The 21,067-nt window shown below is 37.6% G+C and carries 13 protein-coding genes; all 13 read left to right on the forward strand.

All coding sequences use genetic code 11. The features are described 5' to 3' along the window. Positions 1–32: 32 nt before the first annotated feature. The 13 genes from ACKPCA_RS01845 (at position 33) to ACKPCA_RS01905 (ending at position 20,739) form a co-directional block, all read left to right on the forward strand. On the forward strand, positions 33–3,386 hold the full coding sequence (locus ACKPCA_RS01845; RefSeq protein ID WP_321281041.1) for a SusC/RagA family TonB-linked outer membrane protein: 3,354 nt from the start codon (positions 33–35) through the stop codon (positions 3,384–3,386). A 323-nt stretch (positions 3,387–3,709) separates the two neighbouring features. Continuing rightward, a complete protein-coding gene (locus ACKPCA_RS01850; RefSeq protein WP_321281042.1) occupies positions 3,710–5,092 on the forward strand; it encodes a Kelch repeat-containing protein in 1,383 nt (460 codons plus the stop codon). A gap of 175 nt (positions 5,093–5,267) precedes the next feature. Then, entirely contained in the window at positions 5,268–8,375 is a 3,108-nt protein-coding gene (locus ACKPCA_RS01855; RefSeq protein ID WP_321281043.1) for a SusC/RagA family TonB-linked outer membrane protein, read from the forward strand. Between the two features lie 8 nt (positions 8,376–8,383). Then, a complete protein-coding gene (locus ACKPCA_RS01860) occupies positions 8,384–9,814 on the forward strand; it encodes a RagB/SusD family nutrient uptake outer membrane protein (protein ID WP_321281044.1) in 1,431 nt (476 codons plus the stop codon). A gap of 134 nt (positions 9,815–9,948) precedes the next feature. Next, entirely contained in the window at positions 9,949–11,100 is a 1,152-nt protein-coding gene (locus ACKPCA_RS01865) for a thioredoxin family protein (protein WP_321281045.1), read from the forward strand. 32 nt (positions 11,101–11,132) lie between these two features. Beyond that, positions 11,133–12,392, forward strand: coding sequence for a thioredoxin family protein (locus ACKPCA_RS01870; RefSeq protein ID WP_321281046.1), 1,260 nt, complete (start codon positions 11,133–11,135; stop codon positions 12,390–12,392). 84 nt (positions 12,393–12,476) lie between these two features. After that, a complete protein-coding gene (locus tag ACKPCA_RS01875; protein ID WP_321281047.1) occupies positions 12,477–13,613 on the forward strand; it encodes a TlpA disulfide reductase family protein in 1,137 nt (378 codons plus the stop codon). A 73-nt stretch (positions 13,614–13,686) separates the two neighbouring features. Then, positions 13,687–14,205: an SRPBCC family protein gene (locus tag ACKPCA_RS01880; protein ID WP_321281048.1), complete on the forward strand. Its 519-nt coding sequence runs from the start codon at positions 13,687–13,689 to the stop codon at positions 14,203–14,205. Positions 14,206–14,411: 206 nt separating this feature from the next. After that, positions 14,412–14,885 carry a protein-disulfide reductase DsbD domain-containing protein gene (locus ACKPCA_RS01885; protein ID WP_321281049.1) on the forward strand — a complete coding sequence of 158 codons (474 nt, stop codon included), beginning with the start codon at positions 14,412–14,414 and terminating at the stop codon, positions 14,883–14,885. A 522-nt stretch (positions 14,886–15,407) separates the two neighbouring features. Continuing rightward, positions 15,408–16,346, forward strand: a complete 939-nt coding sequence (locus ACKPCA_RS01890) for a phosphate/phosphite/phosphonate ABC transporter substrate-binding protein (protein WP_321281050.1) — start codon at positions 15,408–15,410, stop codon at positions 16,344–16,346. Between the two features lie 8 nt (positions 16,347–16,354). Beyond that, positions 16,355–16,990, forward strand: coding sequence for a 4Fe-4S dicluster domain-containing protein (locus ACKPCA_RS01895; RefSeq protein WP_321281051.1), 636 nt, complete (start codon positions 16,355–16,357; stop codon positions 16,988–16,990). Then, positions 16,974–18,023: a 4Fe-4S binding protein gene (locus ACKPCA_RS01900; protein ID WP_054720981.1), complete on the forward strand. Its 1,050-nt coding sequence runs from the start codon at positions 16,974–16,976 to the stop codon at positions 18,021–18,023. The genes ACKPCA_RS01895 and ACKPCA_RS01900 overlap by 17 nt, the downstream gene beginning before the upstream one ends. A gap of 724 nt (positions 18,024–18,747) precedes the next feature. Next, entirely contained in the window at positions 18,748–20,739 is a 1,992-nt protein-coding gene (locus tag ACKPCA_RS01905) for a protein-disulfide reductase DsbD family protein (RefSeq protein ID WP_321281052.1), read from the forward strand. Positions 20,740–21,067: the final 328 nt, after the last annotated feature.

A 21,067-nucleotide genomic window follows, 5' to 3' on the forward strand; every position in this document is an offset into this window, starting at 1 on the left:
CATCCCTTTTTAAGAATGGATGTAAAGAGCTAATGAAGTTATTTTTAAGTCTGATTTTTGTCCATTTTTCTTTCCTTTCATTTTCACAAGCTCAGGAAATATCTACTTCCAGGCTTACTCAGGGGATGAGCTTGGAAGATTTCATTTTGGAAATTCAAGCGCAAACAGATTTCACTTTTGTATACAATCCGGAAATAATTGAAGGAATAGCTATTACCATTCCGTCGGAGGAGAGAGTAAGTTTGCAAGAGATACTCGGAATGGTTTTGAGTCCGCTTGGCTTCACTTTTATTCTCTACCGTGATAAAATCATATTAAAGAAGATGGACGGGCCAATACCCATGTTGCAATTAAAAGCTTCCAATAAGATTGAGGCTGCCAGATTGGTTCGTATGGGGAAGATGGTTGTGGGTAGAATTCTGTGTGATGAGGATAGTCAGCCAATTGTTGGTGCCTCTATTCGAGTGAAAAATGAATTTAAGGGGACTGCAAGCGATAAGGATGGTTACTATAGTATAAAATGTTTTGTGGGTGATACCATTGTTGTATCTGCCATTGGTTTTGTGCCCAGTGAAAACATCGTCGGTCTCAAAATGATTGAAGATATTAGGCTCAATACAAATGTGATAAACTTACAAGAGGTAAACATTGTTGGATATGGAGAAGAGGCGAAAGAGGAAAAAACTGGAGCTATAAGTACCCTTTCTGCATCAATGACTGGTGAAATTCCGAATGATTTTGATGAGATATTGGCCGGTACCGCAAGTGGTTTATGGATGCAAAAAAACTCTGGAGTTCCAGGTGGAGCTTCAACCATAGCCATCAGAGGAGTCACTTCCTTGCAACCTGATGCCAATAGTCCTTTAATTGTTGTAGATGGCGTTCCTCTTTTTAATACAGAGGAAAGTTTGAATCAGATTAATATTTTATCCTCTTCAGGGATTCCGCTTTTGGGTTTGGCTGATAACTACGTTTTTAACGATCTTCGAGAATCCAATTATTTTCAAAAGAATGGCTTAAACATGATCAACACCGAGGATATTGAATCCATTAGTGTGTTGAAAGATGCTTACTCTACTTCGATCTATGGATCCAGAGGTGCTGCGGGTGTAATTTTAATTACGACCAAGCAGCCAAGGAAATTTGGCCTGAAAGTAAACCTTTTGATGGAAACAGGAGTTTCCAAACCTGTTGGAAAACCGAACCTGATGAATGGTGAAGAATATGCTCAATTCTATTCCAACTATTACAGTCAGTTAAAGAAAAGAGAGGTAATTTTTCCAGCCAGCACAAATACCAATTGGTATGATAAGGTGGTGAGAAATGCCAAAAGTAATAAGCTGGCCTTCTCTATTCAGAATAAAAAGCACAATGGATACCTGTATTTTAGCTTCTCACATTTAAATCAGGAGGCTTATATAAAAGGTGCCGATTTTAAAAGATATACCGGAAGGTTCAATTTCAAACAAAACATCAACAAATATTTAAAATTAGGAGCTAACATTTCAATGACTTCTGAGAAAAATAATTCTCTTTTGGCTCCGAAGATATATCGCGACGCCATCTTAAAGGCTCCTAATATTAGTGTGTACGATGAAAGAGGGGACTTTAATTTTTCAACGGGAAACAATCCATATGGAATATATACGGAGAACCCTGTAGCAATGGCGTTAAATGATAAAGGGGAAGCTTTGGATAACTATGTGATTTCAAATATCTATGCTGATGTTAAACTCACGGATTGGCTTTCTTATAAGTTAGATTTGGGAATTAACTTCATAGAGACCGATGCTTTTGCTTCTTATAGAAATAGTGATTCTCCTGATAAAAAAATTACAATCGAAACAGATGGCTATTCCAGAAAGTTTGTAATCGCCAATATGGTGAGAGGACATAAGTTATTTGGTGATCATTCTTTTAAGTTCGTGCTTGGGCAGAGTTTTGAGGAGTCAAGACAAAAGGAAAAAGAACTGAACTATGAGAGTGCATATCAAATAACCAATAGGAATGCATATAACCTTGTTGATTATTCCAGCGGCAGAAGAAAGTATGCCTTGGCATCATGGTTCGGAAGGGTAAACTATAATTATAAGCAAAAGCTGTTTGCCGGATTGAGCTACCGTGTTGATGGTTCTTCTCGATTTAGTAATGACAATCGATATCAAATTTTTCCTGCATTTTCGGCAGGATGGATTGCCGTGAATCAAAGCGATGAGGAGTTCATTAACCACCTAAAGCTTCGTGCAAGCTTTGGATATTCTGGTGTGGAGCAATCTACTTATACCTATGGTGCCTTGAGGACTTATGAAACGCATCAAAATGATTTAACCTATGGGAAGAAAACTATTTATACGGAAGCAAATGGTTCAAATCTGAATCTGTCATGGGAGAAAACGGAAAATTTTGATTTCGGGTTGGACTTCAGTCTCTTGAAAAACAAAGTGAATGCCTCGCTTGATTATTATTCCAAGAAGGTGAACAACTTGTTGTTATTCACCGATGTGCCTGAGGTTACAGGATATACACAACAGTGGATCAATGTTGGGGCCATGAAGAATACGGGTGTTGAGCTAACACTGGATTCTCGTTTAATAAACAGTACTTTCAAATGGGATCTGTTTCTTACAGCTGCCTTCAATCGTAACGAAGTTTTGGAATTGAATCAAGCTGGATATGAAGTTTGGGGACAAGATCAGGCTTACAAATATTTTAAGGAAGGAAGGGAGGCAGCTCAGTTTTATCTATACGATTGGGCAGGAGTGAATCCGACAAATGGAAATCCGTTATGGAAATATGCTGACGGTAGTCTAAGAGAGACTCCGCCAACCAATATGGAAAATAGAAAGACTTTTGGTTCCGGTATGCCTAAATATTCAGGTGGAATTAGCAATGTGTTTTCTTTTAAAGGTGTGGAATTAAGTACTTATTTTGTCTTTGCTGAAGGTAAAAAATTAATGAACGGTACCTCTGCGATTTTGCATACTTATACCACAACTGAGGTTTACAATTTATCTAAAGATGTAGCAAACTACTGGCGTGAGAATGGGGATGTAACGAATCAGCCGGCCTTATTCAATCCATCCATTACTAGCCAGAACAATTATACTACCAGTCGAACAAGTAGTCGTTTTTTCGAGAATGCATCTTTTCTTCGAATGAAGAAACTTGTATTGGCTTATCATTTACCAAAGAAATTTGTGAATAATTTGAAACTTGAGGGAATGAAAGTATATGCCCAGGCAACAAATTTGTTCACAATTACCGGATATTCTGGTGCTGATCCCGAAGTGAGTGCTTTTGGACCTTCATCATTATTGTCAGGTTACGATGAGGTAACCATGCCTCAAGCTAAAACATTTAGTTTGGGCCTAAGAGTTAGTTTATAGAATAAAAATTGTCAAGTAAATAAATTAAAAAAGAATGTAGTAAATGAAAACCTTACGGCGTCTGGCAGGACAATGTAAACCTTTCATTAATTAGTTACAAAACATCAGTCTGAATTAAAAATAATATCAACCATCTGGTTGGTAATGGGGGATGAAACATGCCTTTCTCTTTCAGGCAAATTCTTTTTAAGTAGATAGTAAATAGAATGATACAGATTGTTTGAGTGGTGCTTTGTCAAAAGGATCCATTGTCGAGGCTAAGCTCAAATGGTCGAAGAATGTGTTTTGAATAAACTCAATTAATAACCTAAAATTAAAATTTTATGAAAGTTTTAAGAAACCCTTGGAGTGTAGTAATGCTGTTGTTTGCAATGGTATTTAGTGGAGTGTTAAGCTCATGTAGTGATGATGAAAAATTAAGTAACCTTACTGGTTTTTTATCTTTTGAATTTAATGAGGATATAATCAGCAATTATGATTTTGTGATTGGTGCTGATGGTACCATTACCAATGAGTCCGCATTGCCTTATGGATTCGACTGTTCTTCTTTGCAGCCTGTATTTACTTCGGCACCTCTTTCAACTGTTTTGGTGAACGATGTTGAGCAGGTAAGCGGTCAGTCTGAGCAGGATTTTTCTTCAGATATTGTGTATGAGGTCGTTGCTGAAGACGGTACAACAGCGAAAACTTATACTGTTAGAGTAAATGTAGCAACAGAGATTTCTGCATGGACAAAGCAAACAGCAGATGCTGGTTTCCCAAACTACGATTATACACACGCATTTAAAGTAGGTGGTAAGTATTTCATCTCTGGTGGAGAGTCAACAGATTATACTTATAGCTTGTATTCTTCTGAAGATGGTGCTACCTGGACTGTGGCTAATGATAATTTCTTAGCTGAAGGAGTTGGTGTTGGTTATGCGGCCGTAAAATACAATGACAACATCTTATTGATTGGTGGTCACACTTTAATGGATTGGTCTGACTGGAGTACTGGTCAAGCAAAGGCTTCTGTTTATTCTTCAGCTGATGGTGAAAACTGGACAGATGTCGCTGCAGAGACAGCTGCAGAGAACAAATTTTCTGCAAGAACTGAGCCTATGGTTGCCAACATGAATGGCGATTTGTACTTGGTAGGTGGTTCTACTTTGGCATATGGAAGTCCATCAGGTCCTATTAATGATGTATGGAAATCGGTTGATGGTGGTGTAAACTGGACTCAATTGGAAACCAACCTTGGTGATGATTTCACTCCTCGTTTTAGAGGTCAGTTATTGGTGTACAACAACGAATTGTACTTAATTGGTGGAGAGTCAAAATATCCAACTCAGTACAACAATGAAGTTTATAAGTCAGCAGATGGTGCTACCTGGACAAAAGTTGAGGTGGCAACTCCATTTACTGCTCGTTCGCAGTTTGTTGCTTATGAGTATGCAGGAAGAATCTTTGTTGTAGGTGGTAAAGTGGTTACTGGTGAAATGGATGGTAGCGCTCAGGTTGCTGAAGCTGCTAATGATACTTGGGTATCAGAAGATGGCGGTGTAAACTGGACACAAATGACTGAAGGTGTTATTGATTTTGAAGCAAGATATGGACATTCATTAATTCAGGATGGAAACAACCTAATGATTGTTGGTGGTAAAGGTGCAGCTGTTGACGGTGCAACTCCAGTATTGAAAGATGTTTGGACAGGAACTTTAAACTAAGAATTACTGAGAGTCTCGTCATTGAGATGAGACTCTCAAATTAAACAACAAACATTAACTAACAATTGGCAGATTGTTGGTTGTAAGCATGAAAATGGATGTTTGAATTCAATAGAGTGAACACCTGAATAGTGATCAGGTGAAACTCGGAGGACATGTAGTAAAACTCATGAATATGAACAAGATATTAGTCATGTTCTTGTCTTTTATGGTCTTGATGATTGGAACAAATGTACAAGCACAAACCTATAAGCCACAAGAACTAAAGGCAAAACATATAACTGGAACTGTATTGTGCAGTTCCGATCAATCGCCCGCAATTGGGGCAACAGTAATAGTAAAAGGGACCACCAATGGTGCCGCTGTCGATTTCGATGGTAAATTTTCAATTTACGCCAATGTAGGAGACATTCTTTTGATTTCTTCTATTGGCTTTATCTCTCAGGAAATAAAGATTACCGATAAATTACATTATCACATTGCACTGAAAACTGACAATGTATCATTAAAAGAGATTGCTGTAATCGGTTATGGCGTTCAAGAGCGTCGAGATTTAACGGGAGCAGTTACCTCTATTGATGTACAAGCGTTGGAACAGCCAGCTTTAAGTATCGATAATGCTTTGGCAGGACAGGTTGCAGGGGTTCAGATTAATTCCAGTAGTGGAACTCCTGGTAGTGCTACTGCCATTACCATTCGTGGTATTACCTCTTTGGCTTCAGATAATAACCCTCTTTTTATTATTGATGGTGTGCCTGTATATGGTGCCGGAGGTTATTCGTCTACCTCATTTCAGTCTGGCTCGGTAGCTGCTGTTTCAATCGGAGGAAATGGTGCCGCAGGGCAGATTAGTTCGAATTCCGAATTTGAGCGTAATCCTTTGGCTAACTTGAATATGGATGATATTGAATCTATCGAGATCCTGAAGGATGCATACGCTACTGCGATTTACGGATCACGTGGTGCTGCCGGTGTAATTCTGATTACAACGAAAAAAGGGAAAAAAGGTGCTCCGAAAGTGGATTTCAATATTTCTACTTCCTTGGCTACTCCAGTTGGTGTTCCTGATGTGTTGAATGGCGATCAGTATGCTGATTTTTACAATGCCTATAAGGATAAGAACTTCAAGAAGGGGATCAACACTGATTGGACTGATGAAGCGACACGCATAGCTAAAACCTATAATGTTTCGGCCACGGTGTCAGCAGGAACTGAAAAAAGCAAATACTTCCTTTCCTTGTCCTATCTTGATCAGGACTCCTATGTGATCAATAATGATTTTAAAAGATATACGGCCCGTATTAACTATGAGTATAAATCGAGTGAAAAGTTGAGATTCGGGAACAACGTTACCATTTCATATACCGATAATAACTCTTTGAATTCAGGTCAGGTATATAGAAACTCACTGATAGCTGCTCCTAATGTAGCGATAAGAGATGAAAATGAGAATTATAACTTCATCAATAGTAAAGGAAATTATTTCAACCCAATTGCAAAAGCGAAAGATGACATCAACTTTGTTCAGGATAAGCGTGTGATCGGAAATCTGTATGCGGAATACAAAGCACTTTCATGGCTGACCTTACGATCTGAGTTTGGCGTTGACTTTATGGCTTCGAAAGCTTATAACAGAAACCTGTCTTACGATGCTTCTCCAATTTTGGAAGGTGGGAGTGCAAGCCAAACTACCATTCAAAACATGAAATATGTGATCAACAATACTGCTACTATATACAAGGAGCTTGGTGAACATGTATTTAATGGAGTTATTGGACAAAGTTTTGAAGCTTCCAAGGAAGATTACGTAAGAGTATCGGCTTCTGATTTCCCAACCAATAATGTGCTTAGTATTGGTCAAGCTAATACAACCCATGTTGATGGAGCTTCTCTGCAGGAATGGGCTATGGTTTCCTTCTTTGCCAGAATGAACTATCGCTGGAAGGATAAATACCTGGCTGGTGTGACTTATCGTGTCGATGGTTCATCACGTTTTAATAAGAATGAGCGATATGTAGGCTTTCCTTCTTTTTCTGCAGGATGGAGAATCTCAAAAGAGCAATTCATGGAAGCTTACACCTGGCTTGACGATATGAAATTAAGGGCAAGTCTTGGTTTTAGTGGTATTTCTGGTTCGGGTGGTTACTATGGACATCAGGGACAGTATGTTCAGAAAGATAACGCCAATATCTATGGCAAGAAGAACATTCTGGAAGTTGAACAGCCTAGTAATCCAGACTTGAAATGGGAAAAAACACAAACTTTGGACTTGGGGCTTGACATGAGTCTTTTTGGATCAAAAGTTCAGGTGTCATTCGATTATTATCAAAAGAAAAGTATCGATATGTTGATTCGTTCGTCTGTTCCTCTTTATACAGGATACAGTGGACAGCAGCAGAATCTGGTTGACATGACCAATAAGGGGTATGAAATTAGCCTAAGTACATTGAATGTTAACAAAGAATTTAAATGGAGTACTAACCTGAACCTGGCGCGCAATACAAATGAAGTAACCAAACTGAATTTAGATGGTTATGTAGCAGGAGGTCCCGAAATTGGTTATGCCTATTATAAAGTTGGAGAATCGGCGACAGCATGGTTCCTTTACGATTGGCATTCTGTTGATCCATTAACAGGAAACCCACTTTGGAGTTATGCTGATGGTACCATCAGTACTTTGGCTCCTGAAAAATACGCAAGAGAAAACAGTGATGTAGAGAATTACGAGAACAAGTTTGTGATGGGGGATAGATTGCCTGAAATCACTGGGGGGATCACCAACGTATTTTCCTATAAGAACTTTGAATTGAACACCCTTCTTTCCTTTTCTTATGGTGGAAAAATCATGAATGGAAGTAGGGCTGAGCTACTGACTTATTCAGATGATAAGTATCAGAACCTAAGTACAGATATTTTGGATGAATGGATTATTGCTGGTCATCAAACCGACATTCCTAAAAAGAATAACCTTTCAAATACAGGAAAAGGCATTGATTATACTGTGAGTCGTCAGACAGATCGATTCCTGGAAGATGGATCCTTTGTTCGTTTGAAAAACGTATCTCTTTCCTATCGATTCAATCCTGAGCGTATCAGTCGCTTTGGCTTAAGAAGTTTGGTTCTGTATGTAAAAGGATCTAACTTAGCTACCTGGACAAAGTATTCGGGACCAGATCCGGAAGTGAGTAGTTTTGGTTCTTCTGCGGTATATGCCGGCAATGATGAGCTAACCATACCTCAGCAGAAATCAATTCAGATAGGAATAAAAGTTGGGCTAAAATAGTAAGAGACATGAAGAAGATAAATAATACAATATATGCATTTGCGTTTGTAGCTTCTGGCCTTGTTTTTACAGCTTGTAATAAACAGCTTGACCTGGCTCCTGAAGATACAACCGTAGAAACTGAAGTTTTTCAGTCTGCAAGTTCTGCAGAGTCTGCACTAATGGATGTTTATAACAAAACATACGAAGCAAATAATGGAGCGGCTTATACCATTGGCGATTTTACAACAGACCTGTTGGTGGTGAGTAATTCTTATTATCAGATAGTAATTAATGGGGAGCTTCCTGTTGATAATTCTACCTCTAAATCTATCTGGGCAGATTGCTATTCTACCATAAACGTTGCCAATGTCATGATAGAGTCGATTCCCAAGCTGGGAACCTATAATGAGGATTTGGAATTACAACACATTGCAGAGGCTAAGTTTCTTAGGGCTTACAATTACCTTGTGCTGCTCAAGCTTTTTGGCGATGGTGCCTTAACCGGGAATATGAACGGATTGGGATTGCCTTTACAATTGACACCTTACGAGGGAACCAGATATGACGCAGCTAATGCCTTGACTCGTTCTTCTGTAGGCGAAGTTTATGCACAAATAATAAAAGACCTTACTGAAGCTTTGGTCGATCTTCAAGAAGCATACGAAGATGATTTAGAGACTCGTGCACGTGCAACCAAAGGAAGTGTTCATGCGTTATTGTCAAGAGTTTATTTGTACAAGGGTGACTATGAAAAGGCTGCCAGTGAAGCAAATTTTTTGATTGGCAATGTGAACTATGCTTTGAATAGCAACCTTCGATCTGTTTTCCCATTAAGTAGTGGTTACGATGTTAACTTGGATAAGGAATTTATTTATGCCATTCCTTTAACGTTTAATAATGGAGACCACCAGTATGGAACTCATTTCTTTTCTTATTACAGCAAGGTTTCCTACTATGTTCCTGAGGAATTTATAAGTAAATATTCCGATACTGATCAAAGAAAAACTACTTTGATATGGAAAGGATATGAGGGAGCAAACGGACAGCATCCTACAAAGTTCACAACTTCAAAGTTTAATAATTCAGATAGCAGAGATAACATTCCAATGATTCGATTGTCGGAAATGTATTTGACAAGAGCTGAAGCGTTGGTTAGAACTTCTGGTCTTACTCAAGAGGCTGTTGATTTGCTGAATGAGATTGCTGGACGTGCCGACCTTAGCTATACGAATTACGTGCTTGGTGACTTTGCTACTGAAGATGAACTGATCGATCGCATTTTGCTGGAACGCGAAAAAGAGCTTTGTTTTGAAGGCTTGCATCGTTACGATCTAATCAGAACGGGACGTAAGCTTCAGGATAAAGATTTGCCTGAGAATCGATATGTTTTGCCAATTCCAAAAAGTGAAATTGACATTACAAAAGGCAGTCTGGAGCAGAATCCAGGCTATTTGTAGACGATAATCTGACCAAAACAATTTGGTCTCTCAACCTTATTTTATAGTCAAGTTTTATTGTGATGAGATGTTTGCAGGAATAACCTGTAACATCTCCTGACAATAGGCTATTGTATTCCCAAATTAATTCAAGAATGTATACAAAACTCACAATGGTTTTGCTCTTGATGCTGTTCTCTCTAACGGATGGTGTAAAGGCAAATACAGATTCAAATGAAGATGGTAAAGCTGGAATTTCTTTCAATCACGCTAGTTGGGATGAAGTTTTAGAAGAGGCAAACAAGCAGAACAAACTCATTTTTGTGGATTGCTATACCAGTTGGTGTGGTCCCTGCAAAATGATGGCTAAAACTACTTTCACAGAGAAAGAAGTGGGAGCCTTTTTCAATCAACAATTTGTAAATGTGAAGCTCGATATGGAAAAAGAGCCGGGCATTGCACTGAAGAAAAAGTTTGGAGTGAGTGCATTTCCAACTCTCTTGTTTCTTGATGCAAATCAAAACATTATTCACAAAAGCGTGGGTGCCTTAAATAAAGAAGAGCTTTTGAAATTTGCCAACGAAGCATTGGACGGTTCAGCTACCCTTTCGGGATATCACAAGAAGTACAGTGAAATGGGAGTTTCCGATCCTCATTTTGTGGTGGATTATTTAAACAAGCTAGAGGTTGCAGGAGAAAAGAAAATCATTGTGGAAGTGGTGAATGCTTATTTCAAGGATTTGAATAAAGAGGAATTGCTGAAACAGCAAAACTGGAACCTTCTGAAAAAGTACGTTCACAATATCGGTAATCTTGCCTTTCAATACCTGTTGAAGAATCAGGAAAGCTTTATCGGAGCCTATGGAAAGAAAGAGGTGGAAGACAAGGTTTACTTTACCTTTTTGCGCCAGGGAAATCAATTGTGCGATAAAGAGGAGAATGGAAGTTATACCTTGAATGAGGAAAGAAAGCAATCCTTCCTGAACGACCTGCAAGAAAATCAGGTTCGAGATAAAGAAATGATTCGTGCCTATTCTGAAATATCTACATCGAGAACATTGGGTGATTGGCCTGCTTATGTAGCTGCAGTTTCTAAATACCTGCATAATGGGATCATTGATAAAGGAGCCATGTCTCTCTACAATTATGCATTGCCTGTGAACAAGGCTGTGAAAGAGAAAAGCTTGCGAAATGAGGCTGCTAGCTGGTGCGATATGGGAATCAAAATCGATGGATTGAGCGAAGGCTATATCAATGCATTTAAAGATCTTAAAAAACAACTAAATACAGTTGGTAGTGATCAATAGACACTAAAATGACTGAAAAACAAAAGAACCAAATGAAGAAAGTACTAACAGTAATGGCAATGGCTGTAATGGCCATTTGTCTGTCAGGACATGTTGATGCTCAAAACCGATCTGTCGAGTTTGAACATTCACCATGGAAAAAAGTATTGAAGAAGGCCAAAAAGGAGAACAAACTCATTTTTGTCGACTGCTATACCTCATGGTGTGGGCCTTGTAGAATGATGGCTAAGGATGTGTTTACACAGGATCATGTGGCTGACTATTTCAATAGCAATTTTGTGAACTTCAAGATTGATATGGAAAAAGGAGAAGGACCGGATTTAAAGCCAGGTTGGAAGATCAATGCTTATCCAACATTCTTGGTGATCAACGCCAAAGGGGAAGTGATTCACAGGGTAGTTGGTGCTTATGGTGTTGATGAGTTTATTGGATACATAAAAGAGGCACAATCGGAAGACAAAAACTTCGCGGCTCTTAACAAAGCCTATGATGCTGGTCAGCGCGATGGTGAGTTCATGTTTTCACATTTGCGTTCCTTGCGTTTGGCTAACCTTGATAAGGAAGAGGCCAGAAAGGCAAAGAAGTATATTGCTGAACTGAAAAAGGAAGATTTGTTGAAAAAGGAAAACTGGAACATCCTTAAATATTTCATGAATGATCCTGCGACAGATGAATTCCGTTTTATGGTGAAGAACAGAGATCAGTTTGCGGAAGTTGTTGGAGAGGACGAGATTGATTCAAAAATTTACAATACCTACAGCAAGCAAATTGAAGCTTACAGCTATTTCTATCCTGGAAAAGGACGCACCTACGATAAGGAAGGATTTGATGCATTGATTAAGGATTTGCAAAACTCGAACTTCTCAAGAGCGTCTGAATTAATCGCCATTGCTTTAAAGAATGAGTATTCTCGTTTGAACGACTGGAACAAGTATGCATACGTTGTGGATGCTGCTTTGGATTTGGCTGTCCTTAAGCAATACGATAGTGAGTTGAGATATTTCGATTCAGCTGCCTCTATGATTTCTAAGGCTTCTAATGACAAGGAAATGTTGCAAAGAGCACTTCGCTGGGCCAGCTATGCCGCTGAAAAGGAAACTCGCTCGGAGCATAAATCTGGTTACCTGGCAACCAAGGCTAAGCTTCTTGAGTTGGTAGGCAAAGCCGATGAGGCTAAATCGACCATGAAGGCATCGGAAAAGGAAGACAAGGCTGCAGAGGCTGCCGGAACAAAAATCATTTCTGTACCCATGATGAAACTGGGAGGAATGAAACCGGCAAAAAAGAAATAGGGAATTATATCCCAAGCTTGTTAAAGGCGGAGTGACTCCCGTTTTATTACAAAAGTATAATCACAAATCATATAATATTATCAAATGAGAACAATATTAATCGCACTTGTAAGTGTAATACTTTTTGGTTGTGCACAACAACCTGCAAACAATGAAATCACAATTAAGGGAAAAGTAAAATTTCCTGACGACCGTTTTAAAATGCAGATCATTAAAAGAAATGGTTTTGAGAAGGAAATTATTGACTCTGTGGAGCTGAAGGCTGATAATACCTACGAGTTTAAAATGAAGGTAGATAAGCCAGGTGTTTACACTTTAGATTGTCAAAAGTGGCAATCGGTTCAGTTTTGGGCCGAGAATGAGGATTTGGAGATTGATTTCCGTGGTCAGGATACTGCAAAAATCAAGATCAAGAACCCTCCATATGTATATATAAAAGGTGGACCAAATAACGAGGTGATGAATTTAATCTCTTACAATGGTTACCGAGCGTATCAGAACATGATTGCAGCAGGGAAAGAGATCTATGCAGCATCGAAATCAGATTGCAAGGAATGGAAAGAAATGTCTGCAAATAAGTACAATATTATTTTTGACGACAGAAGAGAAAGAACGCTTTATGTGGCGCAGCATTATGCGGACCGTAACTCAATTCTTTCAGTTCTACCAAGTTTGAACGAAACCAAAGATGCAGAATTGATTGCTAACATTTTTAAGACTTTGGAAGCTAAAAATCCTAACTATCAGCCATTGCTTGATGTGAAAAGAGAAATGGCGGAAGCAAAGGCTGCTAGAGAAAGAATGATGGAAGGTAAGATTGCCCCGGATTTCTCATTCCCAACCAAGAATGGAGAAAAGAACTATGGACCGAAGGATTTTCGTGGTAAGTATGTATTGATCGACTTCTGGGCTTCTTGGTGTGGTCCATGTCGTCAGGAAATTCCTCACTTGAAAAAAGAGTATGAGAAATATCACGACAAGGGATTGGAAATGTTGAGTGTTTCCATTGATCAGAGCAAGAATGCCTGGATGAATGCTATGCGCAAAGAGAAAATGCCATGGCCACAGGTACAAGCACCTAAGGCAGGTAAGGAGATCATGAAAGAGTATCAATTCTCTGGTATTCCATTCATTGTACTTCTTGACAAAGAAGGAAAAATTGTTGGAAAGAACCTAAGAGGAGAGAAACTGGAAAAATTGTTGGAAACCATTTTCCACTAGGATTATAGTATATCATGGGGAAGGTCCCAATTGCCTTTCTTGGTAATAGGGATCTAAACTTAAACAAGAAGATATGAAAAGATATTTGATTTTATTAGTAGCTGTATTTACAGTAAATATAGGTGCAGCCTTCGCTCAGAGTGCAATGACAGCAGCTACAAAACTTCCGCCAACCCTACAACGAGAAGGGGTTGTTAATGCAAGTCCTGATGAAGTGTGGAAATTAATTTCTGTTTTGGATAAGGTAGATGAATACAATTCAGAGTTTGTAAAGTCTGTAGAGAAAGAGGGAGACGGTTACGAAGCATATCGTTTGGTAAAAATGACCGATGGAACCGAAAGAGGAGAAGAAATTACAGTGTTCTCGGAAGCCGCCAAACGCATTTGCTTCAGATCTGAGGACTCACAATATCCGGTGGAATACTTTATTGTGAATTACTACATTGAGCCATTAGGCAAAAATAAAAGTAAGGTAAGACTAGAATCTTATTTTGAGGTTAACAAGGGGGCTGCTAAAACCAAAACATACAAGGCTGTTGGTAAGGAGCTGTCCTTAACTCTTAAGGGGATTCAAAACTATTACAACAAGTAATTGGTATCGATTTTTGTGTGAAATAAGGAATAGTGAAAGCCGTCTCTAATGAGGCGGTTTTTTTTTGCAGAAACATAGAAAGGTTAATTAAGCTTAAAAAATGCAGCTTAGTTTCACCCTATTTAGTATTATTATTGTCTTAAATGCAGAAAGAATAAACATTAATATTAAAGAGACGAACTCTTTTACAAGTAAAAAATAAGGATATGAAAAGTAAAATTGCAGTACTGTTAGTACTAGTGTTAAGTGTGTCAACTGCTTCATTTGCTCAAATTTTAACACCAGCAAAATGGACTGTGGAGTTGTCTAAAAAAGACATTAAAGTAGGAGATGTAATCGAAGTGGTTTTTAAGGCTAAGATTGATAAAAGCTGGCATGTGTATTCAAATGATTTTGATCCGGATTTAGGCCCAATCTTAATCGAATTTGATTTTGAAGATCACGCAAGTTACGAGCGTATTGGAAAAGTAAAACCAATTAATGCTCATAAGAAATATGACAAAATCTGGGAAGGTGATGTAAGTTATTTCGAAGATACTGCAGAAATGCGTCAAAAAATTAAGGTAAAGAGTTTACCATTGCATGTTGAGGGAACTTTTGATTTTCAAACATGTTCTGACGAAACAGGGCAATGTGTAATGGGGGATGACGAGTTTGATTTGAATTATCCTGCCAAGTAAATCAAGTTTATATTTGGAGTGAAAGACTGTCTTTTTAGGCAGTCTTTTTTTATATCTATTTAGAATTACTCCTGCTTCTTATGAGGCAGGAGTTTTTTATTCTAGTGCTATGGTATCAACGAATCTAGGTTAAATAAGGTGAAAAAAAGATTTGAAATCAGCCATAATATTGTTTGCCGGTTAATTAAGGTTAAAAGAGGGCTTATTTTTAAGTATATACATTAAACTATTAGGTAATGCTGTTATAATTGCAGAAAAATGGCTCATAATCGACCTACAAAGGGTTTTGTTATTTAGAGGAGTTATGAATAATAAAGAAAATGCAATTTCAATTCATCCATTTTTAAAGGAATAGTGTCATTTAGGCAAATACTTAAAGTGGGTGATTAAATTTCCTGGACAAAAAAGTGTTCCTTTTTTTATAAGTTTGATCAATATTAAATTAACAGTATAGGGATTTTGATCTGTTGAATGAAAACAGGTGATAGGGGAATCCGATGTAGTATATAAAAGTTAAATAACATGAAATCACTAATTAAATTATCTGCGATTGCATTGTTGATCAGTGTGTTTGCAGCTTGTAACGAGAAGCCTAAGAAGGAAGTGAAGAAAGATGAAGGATTTGAAGAAACAGCATTTATGCCTTGTTGTGGTGAGCCTTCGTCTAATGAGAAGGTATTAACCATTAATCTTGCATTAAACGATACATATTGCAAGAAAACGGCATGTGCTTGTATTCACGATATTGCTGCAAGAGAGTATGAAGAATTGCAAAAGCAATTGATGGAACAGTTTAATATTGATTTGCAGATTACTTATTATATGGAGCCATACATGATGGAAGATCAATTAAGAGCGAAAACTCATGATGGTGTAATTACAAAACCATGGAATGCTTTCATGCTAATGAAAGAAAATCACCTTCGTTATGAAAGAATTGCTGATATTCTTGATGTGTATGATAACCAGTGGTTAACAGGTGTTTATTTGGTAAGAAAAGATTCTGATATTAAGACCATGGCTGATATCAACGGAAGAACATTGGTTGCAGGTCAGGAAGATGCATATGAAAAATACCATGCTCCTTTACATCAATTGGATAGCTTGAACATTAAACCTGGAAAAATCTATTATAAAGCCAGCTGTTTGGAAAGCATCAACGAGCTAATTGATAAAAAAGCTGAAGTAGCTATTGTATCTGATTATGTGATGTCAGCAAGTTGTGCTGTTGATGTTGCCAGCGAGGATGATTTTAGAGTGATTGGAGAAACTGAAAAAGTGCCATTGTGTTCTGTTATCATTGATCGTAAGAAAATCTCGAAAGAAGATGCAATGCGTTTTCAAGCAGCTTTGTTGGCTTTATCAAAAGATAAATCTCCTGAAGGAATGTTAAGTGCAGGATTTGTAAAGCCAGCATCATGGATCCCAAATCCATATAAAAAACCGATAGCACAAAACTAACTATTAATATGACTGAAAAGAAGAATTGGGACAGACGTAGCTTTTTGCGTAAAGCTGGTCAGGCCACTTGTGCTCTTGCACTTGGAGGGATAGCTTACAGAATTGTAGGCCAACATTTGGACGAAGAAACTGCAGGTCCACGTTCCAGATATGTTTGGCAGATAAATCCAGACAAATGTACCAATTGTGGTAAATGCGAAACTGCTTGTGTACGTACACCTTCGGCAGTAAAGGCGGTTAACGATCAGAAAAAATGTTCATGTTGTGTAGTTTGTTATGGTCACATCAAAAACAAACAAATTGCTTCAGAGAAAATCATGAGCGATGGAGAAAGAGTTTGTCCGTATGATGCAGTAACTCGTAAGAATTTTTCGGGAGGTAAGGATGGTTACTTTATCTATGATATCGATCATGACAAATGTACAGGATGTGGTAAATGTGCTGAAGCCTGTACGGATAAAGGAACAAAATCAATGTTTTTGATTATTCGTCCAGATTTGTGTTTGAACTGTAATGCATGTGACATCGCAAGAATTTGTCCTGAGGATGCAATTGATCGTTTGTATATCGGACCAGAAGATGATTTTAAAGGAATTTACGAGTTGGAGTACGGTGAAAATGATATGAATGAATATGGAGCTTAAAGGATTTAAATTAAATATGAGAGTAATTATCATTATTGCATTTGCTCTGGTTTCTTTGGTGGCTTCAGTAAATACAAGTATGGCTTTGCCTACTCCTCAGGAGCAAGATTGTCATAGTGTAGATGATTTAAGTAGAGGAAACATTCGTGAGTTTAAAGACAACTACATTCCGAAAGAATATTTTCCAACTCCGGAATACATGGTATTTGTAGATTTGGGCGTGCTGTTATTATTGCTTTTAATAGGTGTTTTCTTGGTTTGGAGAAAGAAATCACAAAAAGCAATGACTGTAATGGCCATTATCACATTTGCTTACCTTGGTTTTATACGTGGAGGTTGTGTTTGTCCGGTTGGAGCCATTTCAAATACTACAATGGGCTTGATTACTCCTGCCGAAGTTGGTTTGGCAAGTCTGATTATTTTTATGCTTCCCTTAATTATTGCACTAATTATCGGTCGTGTATTTTGTACATCAGGATGTCCACTGGGAGCAGTTCAGCATATGGTACAAAAGTCTAAAAAGACAATCAAGTTGCCTAAAAAACTGAATAACGCACTAAAAGTAGTACCTGCAATCATGCTAATTGCAACAGTTTATTTTGCAATTCAGAGTGCATGCTTTTTTGTTTGCGAGGTGGAGCCCTATAAAGTATTGTTCTTTACAGGACAAACCTGGTTCGAGCAAGGTTTGGCATTTATCTTGGGGCATCCTATGGAACCTAAGTTTCTGTTGGCTTTTGGCATTGGAACCTGGTTGTACCTGATTGCAATTCTTGTTTTGGGATATTGGGTACCACGTCCATTCTGTCGTTTCTTATGTCCTTATGGTGTATTGTTGGGAGTGGTTTCATTCTTCTCATTTAAACCAAGAAAAATAAAAGACGATAATTGTGTGTATTGTGGTATGTGCGAAAAGGCATGTCCAACGCAAGCAATTGTTATAGATAGAAAGAACAAGTATTCTTACGTTTCGAATTACGATTGTGTACAATGTAACAAATGTAATGATGTTTGTAAGAAAGATGCTTTCTAAGCGATAGCGTTAGCAGATATAAGAAGAGGATGTCCAAATTCAATGGACATCCTCTTTTTGTATTATTAATTTCTACCTTTTCTAAAAACTAAAAAGTGACGTTTGCAAAAATGCTCTTTGCTTTAGCAGTGATTAAAACATGATTTTCGCAAAAGTAACAGAAGGCATAAAAAGGCACATCACATTCAAGGAAGCTTTTATTTGGAAGATTTATTTCCAGACAGAAAAAAAGTTCCAATTATCTCACATGAGTAGATTCAATTTTGAGATGGTTTTAATACTCTTTTGGTTTGCGAAAACTAGCAATCTGACCACTTCATATCTATTAATTTGAAATCAAAATTAGCATTTGAATTTACAGATTTTAAGCATTTGGTGCACAAATACAACAATCAGTGAAAAAAAAGTAAAAAAAATCATTTTTTTTTCACAGCCAATTTTTATCTAATCTGGATTGTAATTGAAATTCCTAGCTCTAGATAATCAGTGAGTTTACAGATTTTAAAATAAACAATATAAATAATTGATTGTTTTTTAGATGCCTGCTAATGTGCTAATTATTAACGTTAATTAACGATATTTTTTACTTATTTCGTTCACCCAATTAGAGATTTTGGTTGTCTCTAAAGCGAAGGTTAAATCAAAAAATAATCAACTAATCAACCCAACAGGTTGGAATCTGATAAAAATAAGGTTGCAATCAGTTAAGACTAAAAAGAAACAGATGAAAGGTAAAATTACAATTCTAGCCATTTTAATGATGGTTTTTAGTGGACTTTCTTTCGGGCAGATGATAGAGCCTACCAAATGGAAAGTAGAGTTTTCTAAAAAAGATGTAAAAGTAGGAGACGAATTAGATGTTGTTTTTAAAGCAACGATTGACAAAACCTGGCATGTTTACTCCAACGATTTCGATGCGGATTTAGGTCCAATCTTGATCACTTTCGAATTCGCAGCGAATTCAAGCTATGAAAGAGTAGGAGAAGTAAAGCCAATCAACTCTCACAAAAAGTACGACGAAGTTTGGGAGGGTGAAGTAAGCTACTTCGAAAATGAAGGAGAAATGCGCCAAACCATTAAGGTAAAAGAATTGCCGCTTCATGTTGCCGGTACTTTCGAATACCAAACTTGTTCGGATGAAACTGGACAATGTGTAATGGGGGATGACGAGTTTGATTTGAAAATTGGTGAAGCGAAGGAGAAAGCTGTAGTAGCGGATGCTTCTTCAGATACCAATGATAAAGAAAGTAAAAAAGGCTTATGGGCAATTTTTATTGCGGCTTTTGTAGGTGGATTACTTGCGATTGTTACTCCATGTGTATTCCCAATGATTCCTATGACAGTGAGTTATTTCATGCACTCAGGAGGTGGTAATAAAGCAAAAGGTAGAATGAATGCTTTCTTCTATGGTTTCTCTATTATTGCAATTTACACGATAATTGGAACAATTTTGGCAGTAGTAATGGGACCTGATTTTGCGAACTTCCTAAGTACTCACTGGGTTCCTAATATTTTGTTCTTCTTGATATTTGTGATTTTTGCCTTTTCGTTCTTTGGAATGTTTGAAATTACAATGCCAAGCTGGATGGTAAACAAATCAGTGGCGAATGAGGATAAAGGTGGTTTCATGGGATCTTTCTTCATGGCATTTACTTTGGTACTTGTGTCGTTCTCATGTACTGGTCCAATTGTAGGTTCAATTTTGGTAGCATCAGCAGGTGGTGAGGTTTTGATGCCAATTATAGGGATGTTGGGATTCTCATTGGCATTTGCATTACCATTTACATTGTTTGCAATTTTCCCAGGATGGTTGAACAACCTTCCTAAATCAGGTGGTTGGTTGAACTCAGTAAAAGTTGTATTAGGTTTCTTGGAATTGGCATTAGGTTTAAAATTCTTAAGTGTTGCCGATCAGACTTACCACTGGGGAATTTTGGACAGAGAAGTATATATCGCAATCTGGATTGTAATCTTTACATTGTTAGGATTGTATTTGCTAGGAAAACTAATGTTTGCTCACGATAGCCCAGTGAAGAGTATCAGCGTACCACGATTGATGTTGGCAATTGCTTCATTCTCATTCGTTGTGTATATGATTCCAGGTTTGTTCGGAGCTCCATTGAAAATGTTATCAGGTTTTACTCCTCCTTTAGCAACTCATGATTTCAATATAAGTCAAATTGTAAGAGATAATGCAGGTGGTGGACCAGTTCATAAAGCAACTCACAAGGCAAAATATGCAGACTTTTTACATTTGCCTCATGGATTAGAAGGTTACTTCGATTATGAAGAAGCATTAGAAGCATCGAAACGTGAAGGAAAGCCAATTTTCGTTGACTTTACAGGACACGGTTGTGTAAATTGTCGCGAAATGGAAGCGAATGTTTGGTCTGATCCTGCAGTATTAAAGAGATTACAGGAAGATTTTATTATCGTTGCTCTTTATGTAGATGACAAAAAGAAATTACCAGAAGAAGAATGGTATGTGTCTGAATACGATGGAAAGAAAAAGAAAACCATTGGTAAGCAAAATGCAGATCTTCAAATTCGCAAGTACAATGTAAATGCTCAACCATACTACGTGCTTCTTGATGAGAATGGTAATGATTTAACAGCACCAACAGCTTACGATTTAGATGTAAATAAATTTGTGAAATTCCTGGATGAAGGAAAGGCAAACTTTAAAAAAAAAGTAACAGCTCAAAACGTTAAATAGAGCTTTTATATAAAGGTAGTTTAGATTAGTTAGTGAGTTTTCATATTGTCAATGAAAACATGGTTAGTAAAAATAGATTTTGATAATAGGAGGCAATCTCCTCCTGTTATCGGGTCTATGCAAAACGAAGGCTATCAAAATCAAAAATTACAACAACAAATACTAGTTAGTGGTTATGGGCAGGGCAGTAAAGAACTTTACCCCAATATCTGATCTATAAACTCCCTGCTCACACCCTTTTATCATTAGAAAACCAATTACCAAAAAACCATTTTAAATTGAGGACATGCTACTTATGCATGCTCATTTAAGATTGTTGTCTCGGACG

This window comes from Marinifilum fragile (assembly GCF_963677365.1).
GTDB classification, from domain to species: domain Bacteria; phylum Bacteroidota; class Bacteroidia; order Bacteroidales; family Marinifilaceae; genus Marinifilum; species Marinifilum fragile.